We start from the raw sequence: 21,446 nt of genomic DNA, 5'->3' as shown, positions 1-21,446 counted from the left end.
GACTTCCTCGCCCGCAGCGTGCGGGGCATCCCGTGCTCACCGCCGTTTCTGTTCCACATCCCACGCAATCAATAATTTTTCGCTGCAGATGAGGACACGAACATGGCTGATATCTTCGACAATCCAATGGGCCTGATGGGCTTCGAGTTCATTGAGCTGGCTTCGCCTACGCCAGGCGTACTCGAGCCGGTCTTCCAGATACTGGGTTTCACCAAGGTGGCTACCCACCGCTCCAAGGATGTGCACCTGTATCGCCAGGGTGGCATCAACCTGATCCTGAACAACGAACCCAAGAGCATCGCCTCGTACTTCGCGGCTGAACACGGCCCTTCGGTGTGCGGCATGGCGTTCCGCGTGCGCAATGCCCATGAAGCCTATGCCCGCGCCCTGGAGCTGGGTGCCCAGCCGGTAGAAATCGAAACCGGCCCGATGGAGTTGCGCCTGCCGGCAATCAAAGGCATTGGTGGTGCGCCGTTGTACCTGATCGACCGCTTCGACGAAGGCAGTTCGATCTACGACATCGACTTCAACTTTATCGAAGGCGTGGATCGCAATCCGGTAGGTGCCGGCCTTAAAATCATCGACCATCTCACCCATAACGTTTACCGCGGGCGCATGGCTTACTGGGCCGGCTTCTACGAGAAACTGTTCAACTTCCGTGAGATCCGCTACTTCGATATCAAGGGTGAGTACACCGGCTTGACGTCCAAGGCCATGACTGCGCCCGATGGCATGATCCGCATCCCGCTCAACGAAGAGTCGTCCAAGGGTGCCGGGCAGATCGAAGAGTTCCTGATGCAGTTCAACGGTGAAGGCATCCAGCACGTCGCCTTCCTCACCGACGACCTGCTCAAGACCTGGGACGCCCTGAAGGGCTTCGGCATGCGCTTCATGACGGCGCCACCGCAAACCTATTACGAAATGCTCGAAGAGCGCCTGCCTGGCCACGGCGAGCCGGTGGATCAGCTGCAAGCGCGTGGCATCCTGCTCGATGGCGCTTCGCAGCCCGAAGACAAGCGCCTGCTGCTGCAGATCTTCTCGGAAACCCTGCTTGGTCCGGTGTTCTTCGAGTTCATCCAGCGCAAGGGTGACGATGGCTTTGGTGAAGGCAACTTCAAGGCGTTGTTCGAATCCATCGAACGTGACCAGGTACGCCGTGGTGTGCTGAGCACCGATTGATGCGTCCGGGGCGCCGCCGCCGTCATGCACGCGCGGCGGCGCTTTTACGCCCGTGGGCGCGTGCCCTGAGCAAGGCCAGATAAACGATCGACCCCGTCACGATCCCTACCAGCACCAGCGACGGCAGGATCTGCAGCATGGACTGGCGGATTTCCTGAGCGGTGAATCCCTGCGCATAACCGCCTTTAACCCGGTACCCGTACCTGGCCGAGAAGGCATGCGCCAGGAACTCGGACTGCGATGGGCGTTGTGCGTCACGGCTATCGCCATTGCTCCAGATATAGCGGTCATCGAACTCCAGTAGCAGTGTCAGCCCATCCTGGAAACCATCCAGTTCGTTGCGCAACTGAATGGCATACGCGGTCACGATTACGCCTACCCCTTTGCCTTGCAGGTAGAAATTGACCAGCAGTTTGGGGCGGCTATCGGGTTGCCCATGAGACAGTTCGACCTGTTGGCCGGACAACGCGAAAGATGACAAGTACTCCAGTGAGTCCGAGGCGCTGCTGCAGTAGGCTTCGCTGTCATCTACCAGGGTCAGCGACCTGAGCACGGAGCGGCTCACAACCTGGTCCTGTAAAATGCCTTTGACCTTTTCGCAGGGCTTGCCTGCAAGCGGCAGGGCGCGCTGGGCAGCTTCATGCATCCGGTTCAGCGCCTGGTCAATGCTGAACACTGCCTCCTGAACGGAGATGGCGGCGTTTTCCGAAAGCTTCATCTCCAGCTGAACAATCATCACCAGCAAACCGGAAATCACAGGTACAAGGCCCACCGTGATGAGCAGCAGCAGCTCCCGCAGGCGGTATCCTGCGTTCAGGATTTTCAACATAGGGCAATCGCTCTCCGGGCCGAAGCTGTTCGGGGTGAACAACTGAACCCTGAGCCTATGCATTCAATGGCCGATCGGCTGTAGTCCTTGTGCAGTGTGCGGCAGAGGAAAACTACAAGGTTGATGTCAGGCTTTAGCTCGCATTGAGTTTCGCCAGTACGTGCTCGGCGAGCAGGGCGGTCGAGGCCGGGTTCTGCCCTGTGATCAATCGACCATCCTCGACCACGTATGGCATCCACGGATCATCATGCTTGCTGTAATCGCCGCCGCGGCCAATCATCTCGTTTTCCGTCAGGAAAGGCACCACGGTGTCCAGCTCAACGATTTTTTCCTCGATATTGGAGAAACCGGTTACTTTACGGCCTTTGAGCAACAGGCAGTTGTCGCTGAGCTTGATGTTCAGCAGGCCAACCACGCCGTGGCAGACCGCCGCTACAATGCCGCCTTTTTCGTAGACCTTGCGTGCCAGCTCCTGCAGTGGCGGGTTATCGACAAAGTCGTACATCACGCCATGCCCACCGGTGTAGTAGATGACGCCGTATTCGTCGGCCTTTACCTGACCGGGGCTCAAGGTGGTGCCCAGGCGCGTCATGAAGCGCTTGTCGTCATACCATTGCCAGTCCAGCTCCGGGGCCATCTGCAGGCTGTGCGGGTCGATGGGCACGTAGCCGCCCTGTGGGCTGACATAATCGACCGTGTAGCCGGCCTTTTCGACCTTCTCGACAAAGTGCACGGCCTCTCCCAGCCACAACCCGGTCGCCCGCTTGAGGGTTGGGTATTTGGCTGTATTGGTCAGCACTACCAGCATTTTCTTGCTCATGACCGTGCTCCTGTCGGCAACCTGGATAGGCCGGTGCTCCCTGGCCCAAGGGAAAACCTAATCAGCATAGCTGCCCCCTGCAAGTGCGCCATGGTACGTGGTGCGTGCTGTGCTAACGTGAACAGATTCCACGGGTGACCCTGTCTGTTCAGGTAGCACCGTGGCCAACCCGGAGCATTGCTGGAGTCACGATATTGGTCGCAAACAGTACGCCACGCGGGCCTTCGCAGCCGGTCATGCTGCAGCCGCCTGTTTCGCAGCCGGTCGAGTTGATGGCGCAGCGGATTGCACGGTTCGACTGGGGGCGTACTTCGCTCGGGCCATTGCCGCGCTGGCCGGCTTCGTTGCGTATTGCCGTCGACATGATGCATTTGTCACCGTTCCCTTGTGCCGTGGTCTGGGGGGCTGACCTTTGTGTGGTGCACAACGAAGGTTACAGGATGCTGCGGGCAGTTCCGGACGCCTTGGGTATAGCGTTCGATAGGCTGTGGCACGATGTCTGGCCGGCAGTGGGATCCCAGGTGTTCCAGGCGCTGGAGGGGCGCTCGAGTTTTGTCGAGGATCCCCCCCTGAGTGTTCCCGGCATCGCAGGCGAGGAGCCGATATGGTGCGCGTTCGGTTTTGCACCCTTGCATGATGAGCTGGGCAATGTGGCGGGTTTTCTGCATACGGTGATCGAAACGACGGCCAGTGTCGAGGCGCACCACCATTGGCGCGCGCAGGCGCTGGGGTTTGAGCAGCAGGTCGAGCGCCATGTGGCTGAGCGCGAACAGTTGTGGCAACTGTCGCGCGACGCGATGATGACGGTGACTGCGGAACTGCAACTGCATGCCGTCAACCCGGCCTGGTACCGCATTCTGGGCTGGACCCAAGAGCAGGTGCAGGATATGCCGGTGCTGGAGCTGGTGCACCCGGCTGATCGCGCCGACGTGCAGCTGGCAGTGTCCGGGCTGCTGCAAGACAGCAACACGGAACAGATCGAGACCCGCCTGCGGCACCGTGATGGTCATTACCACTGGTTTCGCTGGAGCGCGCGGTTTGATGGCAGGCTGCTGACCGCGGTTGGCCGGGACATCACCGCAGACCGTGAAGAGGCTGTACGGCAGTCCAAGGCGCTGATGCGCAACAGCGAGCGTATGCAGGTGGTCGGCCAGTTGGCGGGGGGTATGGGCCACGAAATGAATAACCTGCTGTCCGGGGTCGGCGGCAGCCTTGAGTTGTTGCAACGGCGCCTGCGGGAGGGACGCCTGGAGCGGGTGGATGCCTACGTGGAAGTAGCGCGCGAGTCGGTGCAACGCGCCATGGAACTGACTCACCGCCTGCTGGCGCTCTCTCGCCTTCAACCCTTGGCCACCCGGCCGCTGGACTTCAATCGGCAACTACGCCTTTGCGAGCCATTGCTGCTGAAGACGTTGGGCGCGGAGGTTGGCTTGCACTGGCAGCTGGATGTAGTGCCGTGGGCGGTGAACCTGGACGTTCGTGAGCTTGAAAATGCCTTGATCAACCTATGCACCAACGCCCGGGAAGCGTGCCAGACGCAGGGCAGTGTCACGTTGCGTACGGTCAACAAGCGGTTGACCAGTGCTTTTCCGGATGCGCGGGGCCTGCCACCTGGCGACTACGTAGCCTTGTATGTCGAGGATGACGGCCATGGCATGTCGGCAGCGGACATCGCCAGGGCCTTTGAACCGTTCTTCACCACCAAACCCGTCGGGCGTGGGGCCGGGCTGGGGTTGTCGATGGTGTATGGTTTTGTCAGCCAATCGGGCGGGTATGTCTGGATCGAGTCTGTCCCGGAGCAGGGCACCAAGGTTTCCATGCTTTTCCCAAGGTGCCATGAGCGCGTTCCGGAAGAGCCAAAGCCCGCGCCGCCTTCGCAGCGCGTGGCCCGGGGCGAACGCCTGCTGCTGGTGGATGACGAGGTGAATTTGCGCGCGGTCATGCATGAGTACCTGGCCGAGCGTGGTTTCGACGTGACGGTAGCAGGCGATGCGAATACTGCCCTGGAACGCTTCCGCCATGCTGGCCCCTTCGACCTGGTGATCACCGATATCGGCTTGCCTGGCGGTTTCAGTGGCCGGCAAGTGGCCAGGGCCATGCGCATGCAGATTGCGCAACAGAAAATCCTGTTCATTACCGGTTATGCGGACCAGCCCATCGAAGCGCAATTGCTCGATCAACCGGGCACCGCGTTGATGAACAAGCCGTTCCTGTTGGCAGAGCTTGCTGACAAGGCACTGTGCATGCTTGATGCGTAGTGCGCATCACGGCTTGCCAAGAATTTGCGACACTTGAGCCTGCAGTTGCTTCAGTTCGAACGGCTTGCAGATCAAATGCATGCCCGCCCCCAGGAAACCCTCGCGGGCCATGGCCGTTTCCGCGTACCCGGTGATGAACAGCACCGGCAAGTGTGGGTGCAGGCTGCGGGCAATCTCGGCCAGTTGCCGGCCGTTCATGCCGGGTAAGCCGACATCGCTGATCAGTAAATTTACCGTTTGTGCCGAGCGCAGCACCTTCAGTCCCTCGTTGGCGTTGGCGGCGCTGTGGCAGGTGAGCCCCTCATCGCGCAGCGTTTGGCACAGCAACTGGCGCACATGTGGGTCGTCCTCGACGACCAGTACATGTCGGCCGCCGTCAGGGTGCACAGGTTGTGCCGGCTGACGCGATTGTCTGGCCGGGCCGGTATGACGCGGCAGGTAAAGGTCTACCTGAGTACCTTGGCCGATCTGGCTATGCAGGGTCACATGCCCATGAGACTGCTTGCTGAACCCGTACACCATCGATAGGCCAAGGCCGATGCCTTGGCCGATTGCCTTGGTACTGAAGAACGGTTCAAAGGCATGTTCCAGTGTGCTTTGCGCCATGCCTTGGCCGTCGTCGATGATGCGCAGCCGCACGTAATCGCCATTGGCCAGGGCGCCGCTGGCGAACTGGCCAGAGGTGACGTGCAGGTTGCTTGCTTCGATGCGCAACAGGCCGCCGCTGGGCATGGCCTCGCAGGCATTGAGCGTCAGGTTGTCCAGGGCTTCGTGCAGCTGCTGGTCATCAGCCTCCACGGCCCAAAGGCCTTTGGTCATGTGTACTTGCAGGGATACTGAGGGAGTCAGGCGGGCTTTAAGGCGCTCTGCCTGTAGCAGGGCATGCAGGTCTATGCGTTGGCTGTGCAGCGACTGCCGGGAAGAAAAGGCCAGCAGTCGATGGGTCAGACGCGCGGCGCGTGATACAGCCTCGTGACCCATGCGCAGCACCCCGTCCAGCCCGTCGCTGCGCCCCTGTCGCAGGCGTCGGTCGATCAGTTCAAAGCTGCCGCCAATGCTGGTGAGCAGGTTGTTGAAATCGTGGGCAACGCCCCCGGCCAGTTGGCCGATGGCTTCCATCTTGCGTGCCTGGTAGCGGGCGAACTCGCCGTGTTCCGGTTCGTCGTCTGGCGGCGAACTTCGGGTGTCCAGGCGTTGCTGCAGGCCGTGCAACTGGTCGCGTGTGAGGTACTGCCTGCGCCGATTGCGCAGGGCGGACTGGGTCATGTGCAACAGCTGGGCGTTTTCAAAGGGTGCCACCAGCAATACCAGGTTGCCCACCGGATGGTTGCTAACGCCGGTGGACGACCAGGCGCCCTGGGTGACCAGTACGATAGGCAAATCCGACCAGCTCGGTTGTTGGTCGATGAAGGCCTGCAGCGATGCGCTCGGGCCTTGGCTGAACGCTTGTTCGGCGATGATTGCCAACCCTGCACCTTCGGCCAGGCGCGCCTGCAGGTTGGCCAGGTCGACCGCGCACAGGCTATCGATGCCGGCGGAGGCGAGTAGCCGCGAGGTATCCGCCGCCAGCGTCGGGGGTGCCAGGATCAAGGCCCGTTCGTCCAGCGCCAATGAATTGGCCAACACGACTCTCCTGTAGGGTGACCTGATATCCACTGGACCCTGGGCACAGGCCCGGGGTTCAACAAAAGTCAGTCGTTTACCTACAAGCCCTGTTGCAGCACGGGGTCGTCAGGGTTTTGCCGCTCCAGCTCGGCCAGCAGCACCTGCACGTTCTGCAACTGGCCGGACTCCTTCCAGTACTGAATCAGCAGCACCCGCGCCCGGCGGTTGGCTGGCTGGCGATTGAGCACGGTTTCCAGTTGCTTCTGTGCGGCGTCGAGTTGCCCCAGCTCATGCAGGGTAACGGCCAGGGTATAGCGGTAGTCGGCGTTGTCCGGCTCCAGCTCGACGGCGCGGGACAGGGCCAGCAAGGCATATTCGCGCTGTTCGTGGCGGTTCAGCCAAAGCCCTAGCTCGTACTGCAGAAAGGACGAGTCGGGGCTTAGCGCCAAGGCTTGGCCCAGCACCTGGCGGGAGGCATCGTGATGCCCCTGGCGCTCGAGCAGGCGTACCTGAGTGGCCAAGGCGTCAAGGTTGCCGGGGGCGACCGCCAGCGCTCGTTGCAGGGCTGTGGCGGCCTGGGTGTAGTCGTTTTCGTGCAGATAAAGGCGCGCCAGGTGCACTTGGGCATCGGCATCCTCGGGCTGTTGCTCCAGCGCTTGCTGGTATTGCTCGAGGGCTGCTTGCAGCGGGCCGAAGTACAGGCCAATGGCGTCGGGGTCGAGGCCCAGCAGGGCATCCACGGCAGCAAAACGCACGCTTTGCTCGTCATCGTCCAGCAGCGGGCCGAGCACCAGGCTGCGCTGCGCCGCCGGTAACAGGCGGCGGATACCGGCAATGGCCGCTCGGCGCACCAGTGGGTCGGCATGCTCCAGGTCCTGGCGGGCGAGCTTCAATGCCTGGGGCGAGGGGTAGTTGGGCAACTCGGCGTACAGTGCCGCACGCCGGATGGCGGGCAAGTCGTTACGTTGCAATTGCTGGTACAGCACCCGTGCCGCACCGGGCTGGCCATCGTGGGCCTGGCGCAGTGCCTTGGCGTAGCTGTGTGCCGGCAGGGTCGGTGCGGCTGGCGGGGTGTCGCGCCACAGGTAGCCGAACAGGGCCGATACCAGGATCAACAACAGCAGGGCGATCAGGTAGCGGTTGCGTCTGGGCATCGGACGGTCCGTGGCGGCGGGAAGGGCAGAGCTTGGGCCAGCTGGGGGGTAAATGCAACCGAGCCACCTTAGTTTGGGGCTGCGCAGCAGCCCCGCTTTCTTTTGCCATAAAAAAGCCCCGCGGACCAAGACCTGCGGGGCAAACGGTTGGGGGAGGAGCCAACCAAAGGAGTCGTTCAAGCGGGGTGTATCAGTGTGCGCTGGCCACGGTTTCCGGTTGCCAGCCGCCGCCCAGGGCCTTGTAGATCGAGACAATGCCGCGGTACAGCTCGACTTCGCCCTGGGCCTGCGCATCTTCTGCGCTCAGCCGCTCACGCTCGGCATCGAGCAGCACCAGGTAGTCGACCGTCCCTTCGCGATAGCGGATCGAGGCCAACTCTGCCGCCTTGCGGCTGGCATCGCTCTGACGCATCAGCGACAGCAGCCGCTGCTGGGTCTTGTCGTAGTCGCTGAAGGCATTGGCCGACTCTTCCAGGGCCAGCAATACCTGCTGCTCGTAATTGGCCAGTGCCCCTTCGGCATCGGCCTTGGCGCCGCGCAGGCGGGCCCGCACGCTGCCCAGGTCGAAGGCCGCCCAGGTAATGCTTGGGCCCAGTGCCCAGGCATTGGCGGCCGAGGAGCCTATCTGCGAGCCACGCGCGGCGGTAAAGCCCAGGAAGCCGCTGAGGCTGACGCGGGGGAACAGGTCTGCCGTGGCCACGCCTACGTTGGCGGTGGCGGCCGCCAGTTGGCGTTCAGCGCTGCGGATATCCGGGCGGCGGCGCAGCAGTTCGCCCGGATCGCCTACCGGCAACGCCTTGGCGATGGCCGGCAGGGCCTTGGGCGACAGGTCTACGCTGAGTGCCTCTGGGCGCTGGCCGAGCAGGGTGGCAATGCGATGACGCGCCCGCGCCTGTTCAGCTTGCAGTTGCGGCACAGTGGCCTCGACCCCGGCCAGACGTGCATCGGCACGCACCACGTCCAGGTCGTTGCCCACACCGGCATCGCGCAGGGTTTCGGTAATGGTCCGCGATTCCTGCTGGGTCTTGAGGTTGGCCAGGGCGATCTTCTCGCGCAACTGGGCGCCGCGTAGCTGCCCGTAGGCATCAACCAGCTCGGCGATCAGGCTGACCTGCAACTGCTGCAAGTCGGCGGCGGCTGCCGCTTCCTGGGCTTCGCTGGCCTCGATCTGGCGCTGGATGCGGCCGAACAGGTCAAGCTCCCAGGCCATGTCCAGGCCCAGGTCATAGCGCTCGCTGTTCACCCGCTGCGTGGTCTGGCCGGGGATCTGGCCCTTGCCAATGTCGCTGCTGGCGCGGCTGGTGACCACCGGGAACTGATCGTTCTCGGCGTCTTCACGGATCGAGCGGGCCGATTTCAAACGGGCGAAGGCCACGCGCAAATCACGGTTGCCGTCGAGCGAGGCCTGCACCAGCTGGTTCAGCACCGGGTCATCGAACTGCTTCCACCACAGGCTTTCGAAGCGGCTACGGTCGTAGGCCTTGGCCTGTACGTCGCTGTTCAGCTGCGCAGGTTCGGTGGCCGGGGCCTGGTAGTCCGGGCCTACCGCACAGGCCGCGAGGGCCAGTGCCAGCAGGCTTGGGGTCAGGGGTTTGAGCAGGTTCATGCATGGTTCTCCAGCACTTGAACGTGTTCGGCCTTGCGGGCCTGGCGACGCTCGACGAAACGGCGAATCAGGAAGAAGAACACCGGGGTCAGGAACAGGCCGAACACGGTCACGCCGATCATCCCCGAGAACACTGCCACACCCATGGCATGGCGCATTTCGGAACCTGCACCGGAGCTGAACACCAGTGGCACCACACCCATGATGAAGGCGATCGAGGTCATCAGGATCGGCCGCAGACGCAGGCGGCAGGCTTCCAGCACCGCAGCCAGCGGGTCGAGGCCTTTGGCCTGTTCATCCTTGGCGAACTCGACGATCAGGATCGCGTTCTTGCACGCCAGGCCCACCAGTACGATCAAACCGATCTGGGTGAAGATGTTGTTGTCGCCACCCGACACGATCACACCGGTAATAGCCGACAGCAGGGTCATCGGCACGATCAGGATCACCGCCAGTGGCAGGCTCCAGCTTTCGTACTGGGCAGCCAGTACCAGGAACGCCAGCAGTACGCACAGCGGGAACACCAGCAGTGCAGTATTGCCCGAGAGGATCTGCTGGTAGGTCAGGTCGGTCCACTCGAAGGTCATGCCGTTGGGCAGTTCCTCTTTCAGCAGTTTCTCGATCGCAGCTTCGGCCTGGCCAGAGCTGTAGCCTGGGGCTGCTGCGCCGTTGATTTCCGCGGTGATGAAGCCGTTGTAGTGCATGACCCGGTCCGGCCCGGAGGTGTCGCTGACCTTGAGGAAGGTCGCCAGCGGGATCATCTCGCCCAGGTTGTTACGCACCTTCAACTGGCCGATCTGCTCGGCATCGAGGCGGAACTGCTGCTCGGCCTGAACGTTGACCTGGTAGGTGCGGCCAAAGCGGTTGAAGTCGTTGGTGTACAGCGAGCCCAGGTAAACCTGCAGGGTGTCGAAGATGTCGGTGATCGCCACGCCGTGGGTTTTGGCCTTTTCCCGGTCGATGGCCGCATCGACTTGCGGCACGTTGACCTGGTAGCTGGTGAACAGGCCCGCCAGCTCCGGCACGTTGTGGCTTTTGGCGATGATGTTCTGGGTTTCCTTGTACAGCGCTTCGTACCCCAGGTTGCCACGGTCTTCGATTTGCAGGCGGAAACCTCCAATCGTGCCCAGGCCCTGTACCGGCGGCGGTGGGAAGATGGCGATGTAGGCATCTTGAATGTCGGCGAACTGGGCATTCAGTGCAGCCGCGATGGCTGCCGCGGACTGGCTCGGGTCTTTGCGCTCATCGAACGGTTTGAGCGGGGTGAACACGATGCCGCTGTTCGGGCTGTTGGTGAAACCGTTGATCGACAGGCCCGGGAAGGCTACCGAGTCGGCAACACCGGGTTGCTTCAGGGCAATTTCGCTCATGCGCTTGATCACCGCCTCGGTGCGGTCAAGGCTGGCCGCGTCTGGCAGCTGGGCGAAGGCCACCAGGTACTGCTTGTCCTGGGCCGGCACGAAACCGGTCGGGGTGGACGAGAAGCCCAGGTAGGTCAGGCCCATCAGGCCGGCGTACACGAACAGCGCGATGCCGCTGGAGCGGATGACCCGGCGCACACCGCCGACATAGCGGTTGGAGGCGCGGTCGAAGAAGCGGTTGAACGGCGCGAACAGCCAGCTGCCCAGCAGTTTTTCCAGGATGCGCGAGAAACGGTCCTTGGGTGCGTGGTGGTCCTTGAGCAGCACGGCAGCCAGGGCCGGCGACAGGGTCAGCGAGTTGAAGGCCGAAATCACGGTGGAAATGGCAATGGTCAGGGCGAACTGCTTGTAGAACTGCCCGGTAAGGCCAGAGATGAAAGCCGCTGGCACGAACACCGCGCAGAGCACCAGTGCCGTGGCGATGATCGGCCCGGTCACTTCGCTCATGGCCTTTTGCGTGGCTTCCAGCGGTTTCAGGCCCAGCCCGATATTACGCTCGACGTTTTCCACCACGACGATGGCGTCGTCCACCACGATACCGATGGCCAGCACCAGGCCGAAGAGTGACAAGGCGTTGAGCGAGAAGCCGAACAGGTGCATGACTGCAAAGGTACCGATCAGCGACACCGGCACAGCCAGCAGCGGGATGATCGAGGCACGCCAGGTTTGCAGGAACAGGATCACCACCAGTACCACCAGCACCAGTGCTTCGAACAGGGTGTGTACCACTGCTTCGATGGAACCGCGCACGAAGATGGTCGGGTCATAGACGATGCTGTAGTCCATCCCTTCCGGGAAGTCCTTCTTCAGCTCGGCCATTTTTGCCCGCACTTCGTCGGAGATCTCGATGGCGTTGGAACCGGGGCGCTGGAAGATCGGGATGGCCACGGCCGGCTGGTTGTTCAGCAGCGAACGCAGGGCGTACTGGCTGGAGCCGAGTTCGACCCGGGCGATGTCCTTCAGGCGTGTGATTTCGCCATCGGCACCGGCACGGATGATGATGTTTTCGAACTCTTCCTCGTTGACCAGACGGCCCTGGGTGTTGATCGACAGCTGGAAGCTGGTGGAGCCGGGGGCGGGCGGTGCACCCAGCTGGCCTGCGGCCACCTGGCGGTTCTGCTCGCGGATTGCAGCGACCACATCACTGGCGGTGAGGTTGCGCGAAGCGGTCTTGTTCGGGTCCAGCCACACGCGCAGCGAGTAGTCGCCCATGCCGAACAGCTGCACATCGCCCACGCCGCCCAGGCGCGCCAGCTCGTCCTTGATGTTGAGGATGGCGTAGTTGGACAGGTAGAGCATGTCGTAGCGGTTGTCCGGCGAGGTCAGGTGCACGACCATGGTCAGGTCGGGCGAGGCCTTGTCGACGGTGATACCGATGCGGGTCACTTCCTCGGGCAGCTTGGGCTGGGTGCGGGTGACGCGGTTCTGCACCTGTACCTGAGCGTTGTCCAGGTCGGTGCCCAGGGCGAAGGTGATGGTCAGCGTCAGCTTGCCGTCAGCGGTGGACTGGGAGGACATGTACAGCATGTTCTCCACACCGGTAATGGCCTGCTCCAGCGGCGCGGCGACGGTTTCGCCGATGACCTTGGGGTTGGCACCGGGGAAGTTGGCGCGCACCACCACGGTGGGTGGCACCACTTCGGGGTATTCGCTGATCGGCAGCTGGAACAGCGAGATGGAGCCCGCGATCAGCAGCACCAGCGACAGCACCGCGGCGAAGATTGGCCGAGTAATGAAGAATTTCGAGAAGTTCATCGGTGTGGTCCCTTAACCGCGTGGCGCCTGGGCGCTGGCGACTTTCACGTTATTGCCCGCCACCTTCGGCGCCGGGTTGCTGGCCTCCAGGGCCTGGCGCTGCTGGGCGAGGGCGGCGAGGGTCTGTTCGCTGGCCATCTGGGTATCGATAGGGGTGACCGGCGAACCAGGGCGTACGCGTTGCAGGCCCTTGACCACGATGCGGTCGTCCTTGCCCAGGCCGCTGCGCACGATGCGCAGGCCTTCCAGCTTCGGCCCCAGCTCCACGGCGCGGTAGGCAGCCTTGTTGTCCTTGTCCATGACCAGCACGAACTTCTTGCCAAGGTCGGTGCCCACGGCTTCGTCGTTGATCAGCACGGCGTCGTACTGGGCGCTGCCCACCAGCTTCAGGCGTGCATACAGACCCGGGGTGAACTGGCCGTTGCTGTTGTCGAACACCGCACGGCCACGGATGGTGCCGGTGCGCGGGTTGACCTGGTTGTCGACGAAGTTCATCTGGCCCAGATGCGGGTTGCCGCTTTCGTTGGTCAGGCCCAGGTACACCGGGGTGCTCTGGCCACGCTGGCCTTCGCGTGCCAGCTGGGTGTACTTGAGGTACACGCGCTCGTCGGCGTCGAAGTAGGCGTAGACCTTGTCGGTGGACACCACGCTGGTCAGCGGGGTGACATCGGCGCTGACGATGTTGCCGGCGGTGAACTCGGCGCGGCTGACACGGCCACTGATAGGCGCGGTGACGCGGGTAAAGCTGAGGTTAAGGCGTGCCAGGTCGAGCTGGGCCTGAATGGCATCGACCCCGGCACGGGCTTCGGCGGCAGCGCTGCTGCGCGACTCGGCCAGCTCGGCGGAGATGGCGTTGCTATCACGCAGGCGTTCGCCACGGCGGGCCTCGTTGGCACTGCGAATGGCAGTGGCCTTGGCCTGTTGCAGCTGGGCTTCAAGGCGGCGGACTTCAGCCTGGAACGGGCGTGGGTCGATCTGGAACAGCAGGTCGCCTTTCTTGACCTGAGCGCCTTCGGTGAAGGCCACCTGATCGATCTGGCCGGAAACCCGTGGGCGTACTTCGACGGTTTCCGGGGCTTCGAGGCGGCCGGTGAACTCGTCCCATTCGTTGATCGGTTGCTCGATCACCTTGGCCACACTGACCTTTGGCGCGGCGGGAGCCTGCACGGCGTCTGGGGTTCGACCGCAAGCGCTGATCACCACCACTGCCAGGGCAGCGAGGGGAAAGCGCAAGGGTTTGAGTGATTGTTCCATGGAGAACTCCGCCAATGTATTAGTAGTGGGCGGAGTGTGAGTGTGTTGCGCGTGAGGCACGAATCGAACGGGGCGAAGGTTATTATCACGCTGAATGATATGTGTGGGGCATTCATCGATTTGCGGCATGGTTGGGGGCAGTGGGTGCTTGTCACGACATTTTCGGCGCCTGTGAGACCGAGCGCCAAAAATGTCGTGACAAGCGCGGCAGCCTAGCCTGGGCTTGGTGTCTCAATGAATGCTTGAAGCCAACTCGAAGATCGGCATGTACATAAGAATCACGATCAGGCCGATCAGCAGGCCGATGAACGTCATCAGCAGCGGTTCGAACAGTTTGACGAACCATTCCACCCAGCGGCCGATTTCCTGGTCGTGGAAATCGGCGCAGCGCTCCAGCATCTCGCCCAGGTTGCCGGACTGTTCGCCGGCCCGCAGCAAGCGCAGCGACACCGGGGTAACCAGGTGTCCGGCCTCCAGCGCATCGGACAGTGGCAGCCCTTCGCCCACCCGCTGGCTGGCCTGTGCCAGGCCTTGGCCTGCGGCACTGCCGAGCAGGCCGCGCGCCATGCCCATGGCGGTGAGGATGGGAATGCCACCTTGCAGCAGAATGCCCAGCGAGCGATAGAAGCGCGCCAGTTCGTACATCATCAAACGTTGATGCAGCGCTGGCAGCCGGCGCAACTGACAGGATGCCCAGCGTCGTACCCGAGGGTGGCGGCGCAGCAGCCACAGCGCGGTGAAGCCACCTGCAGTGCCCAGCGCCAGTGGCAGTTGCTGCGCGTGCAGGAACAGACCGACCTGCATCAATACCCGTGACAGCCAGGGCAACTCGGTGCCCATGCCTTCGAACACCTGGCTGAAACGTGGCACCACGTAGCCGAGCAGGAACAGCACCACGCCGCCGCCTACCAGCAACAGCAGCAAGGGGTAAACCGATGCGCCCACCAGCTTTTGCCGGACCAGGTCCAGGCGCTGGCGATAGCTGATGTAGCGGGCGAGGGCGTCGCCCAGCGCACCGGTGCGTTCGCTGGACTGCACCAGCGCCACATACAGTGGCGGGAACACCCGGGGTTGCTGGCCCAGCGCCTGGGACAGCGAGCGGCCTTCGTACAGCTGGCGCACCAGCTCGCCCAGCACCTTGCGTGTGGCCGCAGCGGGGGCTTTTTCGGCCAGGCTTTCCAGTGCATCGATCAACGGCAGGCCGGCATTGAGCAGGGTCGACAGCTCCTGGCTGAACAGCACCAGGTCAAACGCCGCCTCGCGGCGCCAGGCCATGCCGCGCAAGGCGCCACCGTTGCTGCGCAGGCTGAGCACGCGCAGGCCTTGGTCCTCGGCCTGGCGGCGGGCCTGGTCGGCGTCCTCGGCGTCGATCTGCAACTGCACCACACCCTGTCTGCCCAGGGCCTTGAGGCTGTAGCGCATGGCCGCTCTCCTTACTGCCAGCTGGTAATTTCGGCGTTTTCCCCGTCACCACCCGGCTGGCCGTCCTTGCCCATCGACAGCAGGTCGTATTCACCGCCGTTCTCGCCGGGCTGCCGGTAGATGTATGGGCGGCCCCATGGGTCTTGCGGCACGGCCTTTTGCAGATACGGGCCGGTCCAGCGAGCCTCGCCACTGGGGGCGACCACCAGCGCCTGCAAGCCTTGCTCACTGTTGGGGTAGTGGCCGACTTCCAGGCGGTACAGGTCCAGGGCCTTGCTCAGCCCCTCTATCTGCGCCCGTGCCACCTTGGCCTCGGAGCGGCCGAGCTGGCTGAAGTACTTGGGCGCGACGATGCCGGCCAACAGGCCGAGCACCACCAGTACCACCAGGAGTTCAAGCAGGGTGAAGCCACGTTGCGGGTTGGTTCTGCGCTGCATGGTGAAGCCCTCCACTGCATGGGAACACGCGTTGACAGGCACCATGCAACAGCCATGCACGTCTGCCTCGGGGCCTTGCGCCATGCGGCACAGGAAGCGGCACAGTGCTTGCGTCGTGGTCATTGACCTCGGGTTTTCCGGGGCATTTCCCCCACATCGGGGGCCACGACGAAGAGGCGACCGACATGCGTGGACTCATCCTCGGTTTGATCTGGCTGACGGCAGGGGCTGCCCAGGCTGATGTGTACATCTCAATCGATGCCAAGGGTGGCTACGTACTGACCAACGTTCATCGGCCCGGACGCCACTATGAAAAGGTGATCAACGAACCGCTGGCCCAGGCTGGCCCGGCCAACGCGCAGATGATCACTGGCCGCCCCTATGCCGAGGTGGTCGCCACTGCGGCACGCATCCACAATGTGCCCCCGGCGTTGTTGCACGCGCTGATCAAGGCCGAGTCCGGCTATAACCCCAAGGCCCGGTCGCCGGCGGGTGCGGTGGGGTTGATGCAATTGATGCCCGATACCGCTCGCGAAATGGGCGTGGAAGACCGCCTGGACCCGGAAGACAACGTGCAGGGCGGGGCCCGCTACCTGAAGCGCATGCTGACCCTGTTTGACAACGACATCACCCTGGCCGTGGCGGCTTACAACGCGGGTCCGGATGCCGTGTTGCGGCGCGGTGCGGTGCCGCCGTATGCCGAAACCCGCCGTTATGTACCTGCGGTGCTGCGCGAATACCGCAAATTGCAAGGGTTGGCAGATGATTCACCTTTCTAGAGCTGCCTTTCAGGTCCATGCGATCTCTGTGGGAGCGGGCAAGCCCGCGAAGCAGGCGACGCGGTAGATGGCACCGGCTTCGCCGGTGTTCGCGGGCATGCCCGCTCCCACAGGGACCGCGTGTACGAAGTGAAAAAAACGTTACCCTTCGGCGGATGCCATCAATTTAACACTATGGTTTCCCCAACTCTGGGCTATAACCTTCTGAAGGTGCCCAGATGTGGAGTCCGCCATGGACATCGCCCCTCGTTCCGACGCCATCGAAGTGCCTGCCGGTAACGAGCTGGCTGCTCCACGCAAGCCGTTCAACCTTTTACGCTGGTATGCCTGGGTCAGCCTGGCCATCATCCTGTCGGTGGCTGCCGGGCTGGGGCTGATTTCCAGCCGTTTCATCATCGATGAGAGCGTGGAGCGCGATGCCTTGCTCACCGCGCAGTTCATCACCTCCATCGCCGACGCCGAAGTACGCCATGTGTCGATCCCCAACGTGCGCACCATGGGCGAGTTGCTAGACCCGCGCACCGACCGCAGCAACCTGCCCGATGTCGACCCGGATGCCCGGCGCAAGGCGCGCGGCGAGTTTCTCGACCATATCGCCCACCTGCCCGACATGCTGCTGGCCAATATCTATGCCCCGGACCGTACGGTGATCTGGTCCAGCAACCCGGCGCTGATCGGCAAGCTGATCAATGGCGACGACGACCTGGAGCGGGCCTTCGAGTACAAGATGCGGGTCTCGGCCAGCTACCATAACTTCGAACAGGCCCGCGCCGAGCAGAAATTCGTTACCCCGCCCGAGCAGTTGTTCATCGAGAACTACATTCCGCTGTTCGATGCCGATGGCGAGAACGTCACGGCGATGGTCGAAATCTACAAAGAGCCCCATGACCTGATCGTGCGCATCGAGCATGGCCTGATCCTGATATGGCTGGCTATTACCGTGGGGGCCGCGCTGGTCTACATCGGCCTGTACGGCATCATGCACCGTGCCGCGCGGTTGCTGGCAGTGCAGCAGAAGCGGCTGATCAACAACGAGACCTATGTTGCACTGGGCGAGGTGTCGTCGGCGGTGGCCCACAGCCTGCGCAACCCGCTGGCGAGTATCCGCTCAAGTGCCGAACTGGCCCAGGCGTTCGACGACGGCCCGGCGCAACGCCAGGTCAACGATATCATCAGCCAGGTCGATCGCATGTCGCAATGGATCCGCCAGATGCTGCAGTCATTGCGCCCGCTGAACGACGAGGCCGTGGCGGTGGACTTGCCACAGGCGTTGCAGGAAAGCTTGCAGACCTATGCCGTACCGTTGGCACGCAGTGGGGTAAGCCTTGACCTGCAACCGTTACCGGCAGTGCAGGTATTGGGGCACCCGGCGTTACTGCGGCAGGTGTTCAGCAGCCTGGTTGCTAATGCCCTGGAGTCGATGGAGCAGGGCGGGCGTCTGCGTATCGAGGTGGTGCGCCAGAACCGGCGCTGCCTGACACTGCGCCTGTCCGACAATGGCAAGGGCATGAGCGAAGAGCAGCAGCGCATGGCCTTCCGGCCGTTCTTCACCACCAAACAGGGTGGGCTAGGGGTGGGGCTGGTGCTGGTGAAACGCATCATGGAGCGCTTCGGCGGTTCGGTTCGGCTCAGCAGCAGCGAGGGCCATGGTACGCGGGTATCGTTGACGTTCCGCTTGGTAGCAAGCTTATAAAAAGCATTAGGTAAAATCTTTAACTTATTGATATTTAAATTTTTTATAAGGTTTGGGTGATAATTACCCAAATGTGGGGGTTTTTCCTTAGGCCGTATTTGTAAATGCGTTCTAAATTATTGATTTTTATTGATTTGTTTTTGGCTGGCTGAGTTCTTGCTACGTGATTTGCAGAGCGCAACACGCAACACAAGGCAGCTATCAGGCTGCCCAGGCGGGGTGCTTTCAATTGGCTGTTGGCCTTGAGGCATTTCTGAACGGACGCCCTGTGCGGGAACCACGCGATGCAGATGCTGGAAAACGAAGTTCGCGACAAGCCCGGTGCGACCGCCAGCGGTCTGGCTGTGCCATTGCGTGAGTTCAACCTGCTGCGGTGGTTTTCGGTCATCAGCCTGTTGATCATCACCGCCGTGGCGGGCGGGTTGGGTTATGTGTCAACGCGGTTTGTGGTTCGCGACAGCGTGCAGCGCGATGCCATGCTTACCGCGCAGTTCATTCAGGCCATGGCCCAGGCCGAGGTGCGCCATTCGCAGTTGCCGCCAGGCACCACCATGGGTGAGCTGCTTGACCCGCGTCTGGACCTGCAGCACCTGCAGTTCACCCCCGCACTGGCCGAGTCGACCCGGGTCGAGTTCCTGGACCATGTCGAGCACTTGCCAGATACCTTGCTGGCCAATGTCTACGCTCGCGACCGCACCATCGTCTGGTCCACCAACGTCGAGCTGATCGGCAAGCGGATAGAAGCCGATGGCGACCTCGACCGTGCCTTCCGGTCGCGCAAGGCAGTGTCGGCCAGCTACCACAAGGCCGAGGAAGATCGCGAAGAACAGAAGTTTCAGCGTGAACCGCGCTACCTGTTTATCGAGAACTACATTCCGCTGTTCGACAGCCAGGGCGAGCAGGTATTGGCCATGGTGGAAATCTACAAAGAGCCACAAGACCTGGTGCGGCGCATCCAGCGGGGTTATGTGCTGATCTGGGCCTCGACGCTGGTGGGCGGGGCGCTCATCTATTTCGGGCTGTTCTGGATCGTGCGCCGGGCGGCGCAGATGCTGCATCTGCAACAGGACCGGCTGGTGGCCAGCGAAACCTACGTGGCACTGGGCGAAATGTCGTCGGCGGTAGCCCACAGCTTGCGCAACCCACTGGCCAACATCCGCTCAAGCGCCGAGCTGGCCCAGGAAACCGCCAACGCTGCCGCGCAGAAGAACATCACCGATATCATCGGCCAGGTCGACCGTATGTCGCGCTGGGTACGCGACCTGCTGGTGTCGTTGCGCCCAACCAGCGACGAACCCGAAGCCGTGGACCTGGTGGCAGCCATCGAAGACACCCACCTGGCTTTCGCCCAGCAGATTGAACGAAACGGCGTGCGCTTTCATTTCGAGGGGCCTGACGTGCAGTGGGTAGTCAGCCAGCCGTTGCAGCTGACGCAAATTCTCAACAGCCTGTTTTCCAACGCCTTGGAGGCCATGCCCTCCGGCGGTATGTTGAATGCCCAGGTCAATGTGCAGGGTGGCCTGCGTGCCGAATTCGTGCTCACCGACACAGGCAAGGGCATGAGCCAACAGCAGGAACGGATGGTGTTCAAGCCGTTCTTCACGACCAAACAGGGTGGCCTCGGTGTAGGCCTGGCCCTGGTCAAACGCATCATGGAACGTTTTGGCGGCTCGGTCAGCCTGAGCAGCCGCGAAGAGGAAGGAACCCGCGTCAGCCTTACATTCAATATCGCAGCGGGAGGGGACCATGGAGCACAGCATCCTGGTAGTCGAGGATGATGAAATTCTCGCCGACAACATTCGCACCTACCTCAGCCTCAAGGGCTACGAGGTCACCGTATGCCATAGCGCGGAGCTGGCGCTGGAGCAGATCAAGCGGGCCCAGCCCGACGCGGTGCTGACCGACAACTCGCTGCCTGGCATGAGCGGGCACGACCTGCTGCGGACCTTGGTGGCACAGGTGCCGGACCTGAAAGTGATCATGATGACCGGCTATGGCAATGTCGAAGATGCCGTGCAGGCGATGAAGGAGGGCGCCTTCCATTACCTGAGCAAGCCCGTGGTGCTGGCCGAACTCAAACTGACCCTGGACAAGGCCCTGGCTGCCGAGCGCATGGAGCGCACGCTGTCGTTCTACCAGGAGCGAGAGGCGCAGAAGTCCGGGTTGCAGGCGTTGATCGGCGAGTCGCCAACGATGCTGACCCTCAAGCACACCCTGCGCCAGGTGCTGGATGCCGAACGGCGGATGGCCAGTGACGACCTGCCACCAGTGCTGGTCGAAGGCGAAACCGGCACCGGCAAGGAACTGGTGGCCCGCGCCCTGCATTTCGATGGCACGCGCAGCAAGGGGCCGTTCATCGAGTTCAACTGCGCCTCGATCCCGGCCAACCTGCTGGAGGCCGAACTGTTCGGCCACGAGAAGGGTGCATTCACCGACGCCAAGGAGCGCCGGGTAGGCTTGGTGGAGGCGGCCGATGGCGGCACCTTGTTCCTCGACGAGATTGGCGAGATGGACCTGGTGCTGCAGGCCAAGCTGCTCAAGCTGCTGGAAGACCGCAGCATCCGCCGGATTGGTGCGGTGAAGGAGCGCAAGGTTGACCTGCGGGTGATCAGTGCCACCAACTGCAACCTGGAGCAGATGGTGCAGCAGGGCAAGTTCCGCCGCGACCTGTTCTTCCGCCTGCGCATCATTGCCCTGAAGGTGCCGCGCCTGTATGCCCGTGGGCAGGACATTCTGCTGCTGGCCCGGCATTTCCTGGCCCACCATGGCCGGCGTTATGGCAAACCGAACCTGCGTTTTTCAGCCGAAGCCGAGAGCCTGATGTTGGGCTACAGCTGGCCAGGCAATGTGCGCGAACTGCGTAACATGCTGGAGCAGACCGTGCTGCTGGCACCGAACGAAGTGGTGCAGGCGCACCAGCTGAACCTGTGCATGACGTTGATCGACGAGCCATTGGCCGCTCAGCAGGCGCCGGCAATGTTCGAGATGCCACGGCACGAGCCGGAGCCGGGCACCAGCCTGCCCGACATGGAACGCGACCTGGTGTGCAAGACCCTGGACCGGACGGACTGGAACGTGACCAAGTCGGCGCGGATGCTGGGGCTGTCGCGGGACATGCTGCGGTACCGCATCGAAAAGCTGGGGCTGACGCGGCCAGACAAGCGCCAGTGGTGACCTTCGGCCATATGGGCGTGAGCCGGTCAGGGTTGCCAATGCGGGTTTCGCGTTGGCAAC

At 62.6% G+C, this 21,446-nt stretch carries 15 protein-coding genes; 6 read left to right on the top strand and 9 right to left on the bottom strand.

The genetic code is table 11. The features are described 5' to 3' along the window. Positions 1–102 precede the first annotated feature (102 nt). Entirely contained in the window at positions 103–1,179 is a 1,077-nt protein-coding gene (hppD, locus tag N436_RS23850; protein WP_016714000.1) for a 4-hydroxyphenylpyruvate dioxygenase, read from the top strand. A 22-nt stretch (positions 1,180–1,201) separates the two neighbouring features. Here the strand turns inward: hppD and N436_RS23845 are convergent, their stop codons facing one another. Both N436_RS23845 and N436_RS23840 read right to left on the bottom strand, forming a co-directional pair. After that, positions 1,202–2,008 carry a CSS-motif domain-containing protein gene (locus N436_RS23845; protein WP_105947615.1) on the bottom strand — a complete coding sequence of 269 codons (807 nt, stop codon included), beginning with the start codon at positions 2,006–2,008 and terminating at the stop codon, positions 1,202–1,204. 133 nt (positions 2,009–2,141) lie between these two features. Then, positions 2,142–2,828: a type 1 glutamine amidotransferase domain-containing protein gene (locus tag N436_RS23840; RefSeq protein ID WP_105947616.1), complete on the bottom strand. Its 687-nt coding sequence runs from the start codon at positions 2,826–2,828 to the stop codon at positions 2,142–2,144. A 194-nt stretch (positions 2,829–3,022) separates the two neighbouring features. Here N436_RS23840 and N436_RS23835 point away from each other — a divergent pair, with 194 nt between their 5' ends. Continuing rightward, complete coding sequence (locus N436_RS23835; protein ID WP_110742098.1) at positions 3,023–5,086, top strand: ATP-binding protein; 2,064 nt, start codon at positions 3,023–3,025, stop codon at positions 5,084–5,086. 6 nt (positions 5,087–5,092) lie between these two features. On the opposite strand, the gene N436_RS23830 is transcribed toward N436_RS23835, so the two are convergent. The 7 genes from N436_RS23830 to gspG all read right to left on the bottom strand — a co-directional run bounded on the left by N436_RS23830 (position 5,093) and on the right by gspG (position 15,740). Further along, positions 5,093–6,709 carry a response regulator gene (locus N436_RS23830; protein ID WP_110742097.1) on the bottom strand — a complete coding sequence of 539 codons (1,617 nt, stop codon included), beginning with the start codon at positions 6,707–6,709 and terminating at the stop codon, positions 5,093–5,095. 80 nt (positions 6,710–6,789) lie between these two features. After that, complete coding sequence (locus tag N436_RS23825; RefSeq protein WP_110742096.1) at positions 6,790–7,845, bottom strand: tetratricopeptide repeat protein; 1,056 nt, start codon at positions 7,843–7,845, stop codon at positions 6,790–6,792. Positions 7,846–8,035: 190 nt separating this feature from the next. Then, positions 8,036–9,451, bottom strand: a complete 1,416-nt coding sequence (locus N436_RS23820; RefSeq protein WP_110742095.1) for an efflux transporter outer membrane subunit — start codon at positions 9,449–9,451, stop codon at positions 8,036–8,038. Further along, on the bottom strand, positions 9,448–12,627 hold the full coding sequence (locus N436_RS23815; RefSeq protein ID WP_105947621.1) for an efflux RND transporter permease subunit: 3,180 nt from the start codon (positions 12,625–12,627) through the stop codon (positions 9,448–9,450). Before N436_RS23815 ends, N436_RS23820 begins: the two co-directional genes overlap by 4 nt. 12 nt (positions 12,628–12,639) lie before the next feature. After that, positions 12,640–13,881, bottom strand: coding sequence for a multidrug efflux RND transporter periplasmic adaptor subunit MexE (gene mexE, locus N436_RS23810; RefSeq protein WP_105947622.1), 1,242 nt, complete (start codon positions 13,879–13,881; stop codon positions 12,640–12,642). Positions 13,882–14,112: 231 nt separating this feature from the next. Beyond that, positions 14,113–15,303 carry a type II secretion system F family protein gene (locus N436_RS23805; protein WP_110742094.1) on the bottom strand — a complete coding sequence of 397 codons (1,191 nt, stop codon included), beginning with the start codon at positions 15,301–15,303 and terminating at the stop codon, positions 14,113–14,115. An 11-nt stretch (positions 15,304–15,314) separates the two neighbouring features. Continuing rightward, entirely contained in the window at positions 15,315–15,740 is a 426-nt protein-coding gene (gspG, locus tag N436_RS23800) for a type II secretion system major pseudopilin GspG (protein WP_003253843.1), read from the bottom strand. Between the two features lie 185 nt (positions 15,741–15,925). Between gspG and N436_RS23795 the strand changes: the two genes are divergently transcribed. The 4 genes from N436_RS23795 (at position 15,926) to N436_RS23775 (ending at position 21,386) form a co-directional block, all read left to right on the top strand. Continuing rightward, on the top strand, positions 15,926–16,519 hold the full coding sequence (locus N436_RS23795) for a lytic transglycosylase domain-containing protein (RefSeq protein WP_105947673.1): 594 nt from the start codon (positions 15,926–15,928) through the stop codon (positions 16,517–16,519). Between the two features lie 232 nt (positions 16,520–16,751). Then, positions 16,752–18,212, top strand: a complete 1,461-nt coding sequence (locus N436_RS23785) for a HAMP domain-containing sensor histidine kinase (RefSeq protein ID WP_105947625.1) — start codon at positions 16,752–16,754, stop codon at positions 18,210–18,212. 284 nt (positions 18,213–18,496) lie between these two features. Further along, positions 18,497–19,990, top strand: a complete 1,494-nt coding sequence (locus tag N436_RS23780) for a HAMP domain-containing sensor histidine kinase (RefSeq protein ID WP_110742093.1) — start codon at positions 18,497–18,499, stop codon at positions 19,988–19,990. After that, positions 19,959–21,386: a sigma-54 dependent transcriptional regulator gene (locus tag N436_RS23775; RefSeq protein ID WP_105947626.1), complete on the top strand. Its 1,428-nt coding sequence runs from the start codon at positions 19,959–19,961 to the stop codon at positions 21,384–21,386. The genes N436_RS23780 and N436_RS23775 overlap by 32 nt, the downstream gene beginning before the upstream one ends. Positions 21,387–21,446: the final 60 nt, after the last annotated feature.

This window comes from Pseudomonas sp. RV120224-01b (genome assembly GCF_003208145.1).
Lineage (GTDB): Bacteria > Pseudomonadota > Gammaproteobacteria > Pseudomonadales > Pseudomonadaceae > Aquipseudomonas > Aquipseudomonas monteilii.
Note: the sequence above shows the minus strand (reverse complement) of the source record. Positions and strands in the feature narration are given on the sequence as shown.

Excerpts from the sequence above, each read along its gene's own strand:
- N436_RS23780 (WP_110742093.1), top strand. The coding sequence starts at position 18,497 with ATGCAGATGCTGGAAAACGAAGTTCGCGACAAGCCCGGTGCGACCGCC.
- N436_RS23815 (WP_105947621.1), bottom strand. The coding sequence starts at position 12,627 with ATGAACTTCTCGAAATTCTTCATTACTCGGCCAATCTTCGCCGCGGTG.
- N436_RS23785 (WP_105947625.1), top strand. The coding sequence starts at position 16,752 with ATGGACATCGCCCCTCGTTCCGACGCCATCGAAGTGCCTGCCGGTAAC.
- hppD (WP_016714000.1), top strand. The coding sequence starts at position 103 with ATGGCTGATATCTTCGACAATCCAATGGGCCTGATGGGCTTCGAGTTC.
- N436_RS23805 (WP_110742094.1), bottom strand. The coding sequence starts at position 15,303 with ATGCGCTACAGCCTCAAGGCCCTGGGCAGACAGGGTGTGGTGCAGTTG.
- N436_RS23775 (WP_105947626.1), top strand. The coding sequence starts at position 19,959 with ATGGAGCACAGCATCCTGGTAGTCGAGGATGATGAAATTCTCGCCGAC.
- N436_RS23820 (WP_110742095.1), bottom strand. The coding sequence starts at position 9,451 with ATGAACCTGCTCAAACCCCTGACCCCAAGCCTGCTGGCACTGGCCCTC.
- gspG (WP_003253843.1), bottom strand. The coding sequence starts at position 15,740 with ATGCAGCGCAGAACCAACCCGCAACGTGGCTTCACCCTGCTTGAACTC.
- mexE (WP_105947622.1), bottom strand. The coding sequence starts at position 13,881 with ATGGAACAATCACTCAAACCCTTGCGCTTTCCCCTCGCTGCCCTGGCA.
- N436_RS23825 (WP_110742096.1), bottom strand. The coding sequence starts at position 7,845 with ATGCCCAGACGCAACCGCTACCTGATCGCCCTGCTGTTGTTGATCCTG.
- N436_RS23795 (WP_105947673.1), top strand. The coding sequence starts at position 15,926 with ATGCGTGGACTCATCCTCGGTTTGATCTGGCTGACGGCAGGGGCTGCC.
- N436_RS23845 (WP_105947615.1), bottom strand. The coding sequence starts at position 2,008 with ATGTTGAAAATCCTGAACGCAGGATACCGCCTGCGGGAGCTGCTGCTG.
- N436_RS23840 (WP_105947616.1), bottom strand. The coding sequence starts at position 2,828 with ATGAGCAAGAAAATGCTGGTAGTGCTGACCAATACAGCCAAATACCCA.